The organism is Mycetocola reblochoni REB411 (assembly GCF_900163835.1).
Classification (GTDB): domain Bacteria; phylum Actinomycetota; class Actinomycetes; order Actinomycetales; family Microbacteriaceae; genus Mycetocola_B; species Mycetocola_B reblochoni.
Window position 1 is genome coordinate 38,713 of sequence record NZ_FUKR01000073.1, and the last position, 7,244, is coordinate 45,956.

A 7,244-nucleotide genomic window follows, 5' to 3' on the forward strand; every position below is an offset into this window, starting at 1 on the left:
GTCCCGCCCGGGGTCGGTGCCACTGCGGGCATCGGCGCGATCGACTGACAGGCTAATGTGAGTGACGCTCAGCTTCGCCACGGGATCGGATAGGTTTTCGTCGCACGCGCCCCCGAGTGCACTCGTCGCCAGTACCGAACCCGAGGACACCGTGAGCCGTCTCTTCCGCACCCCTTCGTCCCGTTCCTCTCCCGCGCACCTCGCCCGCTCCGAAGCGGTGCCCGTGGCAGGCGCCACCCCTGCTCCGGGGTCTGCGGCACGGGTGGTGGTCGCCCCCGGCCGGATCGGCCGAACGACCGCGGCGGTCGTCGTCGCACTGATCGGGGCGTCCCCGGTCGCTGCCGCGCCGGTGTCGGTCGCGCCGGTGTCGATCGCCCCGCTGGCGGTCACGCCCGATGCGGCAGGGCCCGCGGCCGGCCGTTACATCGTTCGCCTCGTCGATGTCGCCGAGACGGAGACGCGGCGGATCGGCGTGGAGCGCTCGTCCCCATCGGTGCGAGCGGGGGAGCGGCGTGCGCGGCAGCACGCCGTGGCCGACGCGGCAGGGGTCGGCATCGAGCGCTCGTTCTCGCTCACGATGAACGGGTTCACCGCGGAGCTGAGCGCGGCGCAGGCCGCGGCCCTCCGCGCGGATCCCCGGGTCGCCGACCTCGAGCCCGACCGGATCAGCCACGTTCAGGCGGCGCCCTCCGCCGAGGCGCTCAACCTCTCCGGCTACGGAGGGGTCTGGGACCGGCTTGGCGGCGCGAGCGCCGCGGGCGAGGGGGTCGTGATCGGCGTGCTCGACTCGGGAATCGCGCCGGAGAACCCCTCCTTCGCCGGCGATGCGCTCAGCAGCAGCCCCGGCGACGAGCCCTACCGCGACGGTGACGAGATCGTCTACCGCAAGGCCGACGGCGGCGAGTTCCGCGGTCGGTGCGAGGCGGGGGAGCAGTTCGACGCCGACGACTGCTCGCAGACCCTGGTCGGAGCCAGGGCCTTCCTCGACGGCATCGACACGGCCGAACTCGGCGACGCGGACGTCGGCGAGTACCGGTCTCCCCGGGACGGGTCGGGGCACGGATCGCACACGGCGGCGATCGCGGCCGGCCGTCCCACCACGGCCCGGGTCGCCGAGCAGAGCCAACAGATCGCCGGGGTCGCCCCCGCGGCGAAGATCGCGGCGTACAAGGTGTGCTGGAGCGGGCCGGACCCGAGCTCGACCGGCGACGACGCCTGCCCGAGCAGCGCGATCATCGCCGGAGTGGAGCAGGCCGTCGCCGACGGGGTCAACGTCATCAACTACTCGGTCGGCGCCCCGCCGGAGAAGGGCGTCGCGCTGTCCGCCGTCGATGAGGCGTTCCTCGGGGCGAGCAACGCCGGGGTGTTCGTCGCCGCGGCGGCGGGCAACGGGGGGCCGCGTTCCGGAGGGGTCAGCAACACGGCACCGTGGGTGACGACCGTTGCGGCGTCCGTTGGCGAGCTGGACCAGGCGACGGTGCGCCTCAGCCCGACGCAGGCGATGCCAGGCAGCTCCGTCAGCGTTCCCGAGAGCGGCACTCTGAGCGGACCCCTTCAACTCGCCCCGTTCATCGGCGACGGGAAACGCGCGATCAACTGCGCACCCGGTTCACTGCGTCCCGACGACACCGACGGCGCCGTCGTCGTGTGCGAGCGCAGGGGGAGCGACTCGATCGAAGCGATGGCCGACGAGGTCGCCCGTGCCGGCGGCGTCGCCCTTGTCGCGCTCAACGTCGACGAGCGTCCGACGGAGGTGGGGGAGTCGGCCGTGCCCACGGTGAACCTGCCCGTCCGATACCGTACGTCGATGAAGCGCGCGGCGGCGCAGGGCGACCCCGTCGCCACCATCGAACGGGGAAACACGACGAGCATGCCCGCGCCGGCCCCCGGCACGATCCGCTCCGATTCCTCGCGGGGTCCCGCGCAGGGCGCGGCGGCCGACGTCCTCAAACCCGACGTCGCGGCGCCGGGAACGGGCATCTTCTCCGCGACGGCGAACGCGAGCGGTGAGCGACCGGCCGCCGCGGCCATGTCGGGGACGTCGATGGCGGCACCGCACATCGCCGGCCTCGCGGCGTTGGTGCTCGGCCGAGAGCCGCGGACGAGCCCTGCCGCGATCAAGTCGGCGCTGGTGAGCACCGCCGACCCCGCGCATCGGCCCGACGGCGACTGACCGGTGTCCGCTCTGGAGCAGGGCGGCGGGATCGTGGATCCGCTGGCGATGCTCGAACCCGGCCTCGTCGTCGACGCGGGCGAGCAGGACTGGGACGCCTACCGGGCGGGACTCGGCCTGCTCGAGGAAGCCGAGCTCGCCGACGGACAGTCGGCCGTCAGCGCATCGGAGCTCAACCTGCCCTCGGTCGCGGTCGGCGATCTGACCGACGAGCGAACGGTGCGACGGACGCTGACGGCGACCACGGCGGGCACCTACCGCTTCGACACGGAGCAGCCCGCCGGATTCCGGCTCGCGGTGGAGCCGGCGACGGCCATCCTCGACGAGGGACAGAGCGTCACCGTCTCGCTCAGCCTCGCTCGCACGGACGCGGCGTTTGACGACTCCCGCACGGGGGCGATCCGCTGGGAGGGCCCGAAGGGCATCCGGGGTGCGCTGCCCGTGGCCGCCACGGCCGTCGCGGCATCCTCTCCGCCCCGCGTGTCCGCCCCGACCGGGGAGGGCAGCACGACGGTGCCGGTCCGACTGTCCGACGGCGTGGCCGTCGAATCCCAGCGATCGGCCGTGACGCCACTGACGCCGGTGCGGCCGACCGGGGCCGACACAGACGCCGCCACGGCGAGCGGTGCGGCGGGAACGGTGACGGACACGCCGATCGCCGTTCCGCGGGGGATCATGGCCGGTCGGCTCGCCCTCCGCAGCGTCGCGCCGGGTGTGAGCGCTCGGATCGAGCTGTACCGGCTCAACGATCTGGCCGAGCCGGTCATGAGCTGGTCGGCGGATGCCGAGGGGATCATCGACGTCCCCTCGCCCCCTGCAGGGCGCTATGTGCTTCGCACGGTGATCGAGTCCGGCACGGGTGACGTCCTCGTCGAGCAGGCCTGGGCCGCGGCCGACGACGGCGACGATGATGGGGGAGCGGAGGGGCCTGCTCTCCGGGTCGACACCTCTGACCTCGGCGCGGGGCCGGCCTCCGAGCGGTCGGTCGGGGTCACCTGGTCCGGAGTGAGCCGGACCGAGCGCTACGTCGCCGCCGTCCGCTTCGGTGACGACGGGCCGTTGACCCTCGTCGCCCTCGACCCCGCCCCGACGGGCTGAGGCGGGCCGGCCCCGACGGTACCCACGGGCGGGCCCGCTCCCGGCGCGACGCCGGACCCGCAGACGTCGAGGGGCGGGACGCTGATGCGTCCCGCCCCTCGACGTCTGCGGTCGGGGTCGGGCCCCGTCCGCGCGGTCGTGCTAGCCGCAGACCTTGGTGAGGTCCTCGGAGATCGACGACGAGTCGCTGATCAGGCCCTGCAGGCTCTCCATCGCCTCGGTGTCGTTGGGGTCCTCGCTGAGGGTCTTGGTGTTCTCGATGAGGGTGCCGAAGTACTCGCTGAAGCTCCCGGCGGCGTCGGCCACCTCGTCGTTGCCGAGCGTCGAGATGGTCTGGTCGAGGTCGGCCTTGAAGTCCTCGAGTGCGCCGACCGCCGCGGTCGGGTCGGTGCTGAGCTCGCTCATCCCGCTCTGCAGGACGGTCGCGGACTCGGAGAGGTCCTCCTGGAGGATGCTGCACGCCTCGGCGGTGCTGCGCTCCTCGGTGGCGGCCTCGGGGGCTGTCGTCTCGGCGGGAGCGGTGGTGGCCTCGGGGGCGGTCGTCTCTGCTGCGTCGTTCGAGCCGGCGGGGCTACAGCCGGTCAGCGCGAGCGCAGCCAGGGCGAGGGCGCCCAGCGTGAGTCCGTTGCGGATGCGGGCGTTCGACATGTCTGGTCTCCATCGTCGTGTCGGTGGCGGGGAAAGCACAGAGTTCCCCCTGCACGAGCATAGACGCTCCACTGGGACGGCCGGCAAGGCGGAATGGTGCGGATGGGCCTCAGCGCAGGCGACGCAGTCCGCTCCAGAGCCCGAGGGCCGAGGCGACGAGCAGGTACACGACCGCGACGACCGGCAGCCCGAGCGACCACAGGGCCGCGGCCGCCGCCACGTAGAGCGCGATCTCGACCAGGCTGCGCAGGTACAGCTCCGTCCGCAGGACGGGACGGGGCGACAGGAACAGGGCCCACAGCAGTACCGCCAGCACGGGGGCGCCGAGCCCGACGACGATGTTCAGCGGAAACGCCCACTCGCTGAACCCCCAGACGGCGAGGACGACCACGGCGATCAACTCGATGAGGACACGGAGGACGTCGACGATCGATCCGCGCGGCGCGGGGGAGGGAGCAGCAGGCACCGACACAGTCTACCCGCTACCCGCGCGCCGACCGGTCGCCGTGCGCGCCCCGCCCCTATCGCCGTCTAGCGGAAGATGATCGTCCGCTGGCCGTCCAGCAGCACACGGTGCTCGGCGAACCAGCGCACCGCCTGGCGCAGGGTCAGGCTCTCCTCGTCCTGGCCGATCGCGATGAGCTCGGCCGGGGTGTTCGAGTGGTCGACCCTGACGACGTTCTGCTCGATGATCGGCCCCTCGTCCAGGTCGCTCGTGACGAAGTGCGCCGTCGCGCCGATCAGCTTCACGCCGCGCGCGTGCGCCTGGCGGTAGGGGTTGGCGCCCTTGAAGCCCGGTAGGAAGGAGTGGTGGATGTTGATCGCGCGGCCCTCGAGGAAGGCGCACAGCTCGGGCGAGAGGATCTGCATGTAGCGGGCGAGCACGACGAGCTCGATGTCGTGCTCCTCGACCGCCTCGACGACCGCGCGCTCGAACGCCGCCTTCTGTTCCGCACCCGTGACCGCCTGGGAGCGGAACGGCACGCCGTAGAACTCCGCCAGGGGCCGGAGGTTGTCGTGGTTGGCCATGATGAGCGGGACGTCGATCGGCAGCTGCCCTGCACGCTGGCGGAACAGCAGGTCGTTGACGCAGTGCTGCGCCGTCGAGCCGAGGATGAGCGTGCGGATCGGACGACCGACCTCGTCGAGTGCCCAGTCCAGGTCGTAGTGCTCCGCGACGGGCAGGATCGTCGCGGCGAGCTCATCGCGGCTGGCGGCGGTCTGCACCTGGAGGCGCATGAAGAAGCGTCCCGTGTCGGCGCTGGAGAACTGCTGCGACTCGGTGATGTTGCCGGCGGCGGCGACGATCGCGCCGCTCACGGCGTGGACGATTCCCGGCTGGTCGGGGCAGACGAAGGTGAGCACCCAGTGCTGGGTGTGGGAAGGGGTACTGGTCACCCACCTACATTAGTTGGCTCGGCGTCGAATACACTGATCGACGGTCGGTGCGACTCTCCGGCCCTGGGCGCGCACACGGGCGCGTAGTCGAACCCGGACCGTGTCGGTGCCGGGTGAACGCCACGTCGTTGGGTTCTCCACCGATGACCACTCCTCTCTCCTCGTCCTCCGCTGCGTCCGCGAACGGCCAGGGCACCGCCCCTCTCCCCGACGCCGCCGCACGCCGGCTGCCGCGCGCCACCGCCTCGTCCGGCGGGGACCCGTCCGGCCCCGCCCGCCCCGACGGGCGATTCCCGCTCGCGGGGCTCGTCGTGCTGTCGGTGGCCGTCTTCCTCTCCATCACGGCCGAGACGCTCCCGATGGGGTTGCTGCCGCAGATGAGCGCTGACCTGGCCGTGACGGAGTCGCAGGTCGGGCTGCTCGTGACCGTGTTCGCGTTCACGGTCGTCGTGACCGCGACCCCGGTCATGGCGCTGACCTCCCGTGTCGCCCGGCGCCGCCTGCTGCTCGCGGTCGTGGTCGTGCTCGGCCTCGCCAACGGGGTCACCGCCCTGCTGCCCGACTACGGCTGGATCGTGGCCGTGCGGGTGCTCGGCGGGATGGCGCACGGCGTGTTCTGGTCCCTCGTCGCAGCGTACGCGGCGCGGCTGGTCACCCCGGAGCGCATCGGCACGGCTGTGTCGATCACCCTCGCGGGCGGGTCGATGGCGTTCGTGGCCGGTGTGCCGGTGGCGACCTTCGCCGGCCAGCTGGTCGGCTGGCGGTGGGTGTTCGCGGTCATCGGCGTGCTGCTGCTGGCGTGCGCCGTGCTGATCGTCCTCGTCCTGCCGCCGGTCGCCGCGACGCCGCGTGCCGCGACGGACACGGCCGGTGACCGGGGCGCGCCGCGGGACCGGACCCTGTTGCCCGTGCTGGTGCTCTGCGCGGGTGTGGCGGCGGCGATCGTCGGCCACTACGTGCTGTACACCTACATCGTGCCGTTCCTGACGGCGGAGCTCGGTGTGCCCGACAGCCAGATCAGCCTGTGGCTGCTCGGTTACGGCGTCGCCGGCCTGCTCGGCCTCGCCCTCTCCGGCACCGTCCTCGCCCGGCGGCCGCTGCGCGGGATCGTCGTCGTCGCCGCGGCGATGGCGCTGGGGCTCGTCGTGCTCGCGACCGGACTCGGCGGAACGCTCGGCACCGTCCTGGCCTTCGGCCTCTGGGCCGTCGGGTTCGGCGCCCTGCCGCCGATGCTGCAGACCCGCATGCTGACCACCTCCTCCGACGCGATGCGCGACATCGCGAGCGCGTTCTACACCTCGGCGTTCAACATCGGCATCGGGGGCGGCGCGCTCGTGGGCTCGCTCATCCTGGCCGGGGGCGGACTGGCCGCGCTGCCGTGGTCCTACCTGCTTCTGCTGCTCATCGGCGTGGGCTGCGTCGTCGTGTCCGCCGTCCTGGCGGCCCGCCGCCGCGCCTGAGGGCGGGACGTGGGTCAGGGCCGCGGCCCGAGCTGCAGCTCGGCGGACGCCGACGGGCCCACCCGGTCGCCGTCGGCATAGGAGACGGTGAGCTGCGCGACGGCTCCGTTCGCGGCGCCGGCGAAGGCGATGCGCGCCGCGCCGGTCGCGTCGAGGGAGCCCTCGCCCGCCGCGGCCCCGTCGATGTCTATATGCAGAGCAGCCCCGGGCACGCCGGTGACGTGCACGGCGCCCGTGACGGCGCCGCCCTCCGCCAGGTACCACAGCCACCCGCTCGGCGCGTCGGGCAGCTCGAACGTCGTCTCGGCGAGCGGGGATGCCGCGCCGTCCTCGGTCTGCACCGCCGTCATCGTCACCGCGCGTCCCGAGGGGACGACGAGCGCCTCGGTGATGTAGGCGCCGGAGGGGTCGGCGGTGATCCGGGCGAGCTCGTCGCCGTCGACGGCGACGAGCTCGCCCGGATCACC

At 73.0% G+C, this 7,244-nt stretch carries 7 protein-coding genes; 3 read left to right on the forward strand and 4 right to left on the reverse strand.

Annotated elements, in window-relative coordinates; genetic code table 11:
- Positions 1-151: 151 nt before the first annotated feature.
- On the forward strand, positions 152-2,173 hold the full coding sequence (locus FM119_RS12780) for a S8 family serine peptidase (RefSeq protein ID WP_179205335.1): 2,022 nt from the start codon (positions 152-154) through the stop codon (positions 2,171-2,173).
- Positions 2,174-2,176: 3 nt separating this feature from the next.
- Positions 2,177-3,271: a hypothetical protein gene (locus tag FM119_RS12785; RefSeq protein ID WP_087138547.1), complete on the forward strand. Its 1,095-nt coding sequence runs from the start codon at positions 2,177-2,179 to the stop codon at positions 3,269-3,271.
- 141 nt (positions 3,272-3,412) lie between these two features.
- On the opposite strand, the gene FM119_RS13940 is transcribed toward FM119_RS12785, so the two are convergent.
- The 3 genes from FM119_RS13940 to purU all read right to left on the reverse strand — a co-directional run bounded on the left by FM119_RS13940 (position 3,413) and on the right by purU (position 5,317).
- Complete coding sequence (locus FM119_RS13940; protein ID WP_087138548.1) at positions 3,413-3,919, reverse strand: hypothetical protein; 507 nt, start codon at positions 3,917-3,919, stop codon at positions 3,413-3,415.
- A gap of 109 nt (positions 3,920-4,028) precedes the next feature.
- Positions 4,029-4,385: a YrdB family protein gene (locus tag FM119_RS12795; protein WP_245827500.1), complete on the reverse strand. Its 357-nt coding sequence runs from the start codon at positions 4,383-4,385 to the stop codon at positions 4,029-4,031.
- A gap of 65 nt (positions 4,386-4,450) precedes the next feature.
- Positions 4,451-5,317: a formyltetrahydrofolate deformylase gene (gene purU, locus FM119_RS12800; protein ID WP_087138550.1), complete on the reverse strand. Its 867-nt coding sequence runs from the start codon at positions 5,315-5,317 to the stop codon at positions 4,451-4,453.
- A 143-nt stretch (positions 5,318-5,460) separates the two neighbouring features.
- Between purU and FM119_RS12805 the strand changes: the two genes are divergently transcribed.
- On the forward strand, positions 5,461-6,777 hold the full coding sequence (locus FM119_RS12805) for an MFS transporter (RefSeq protein ID WP_087138551.1): 1,317 nt from the start codon (positions 5,461-5,463) through the stop codon (positions 6,775-6,777).
- Between the two features lie 14 nt (positions 6,778-6,791).
- On the opposite strand, the gene FM119_RS13945 is transcribed toward FM119_RS12805, so the two are convergent.
- Positions 6,792-7,244 (reverse strand): hypothetical protein (locus FM119_RS13945; RefSeq protein WP_179205336.1); only part of this gene is annotated, 453 nt, incomplete at its 5' end.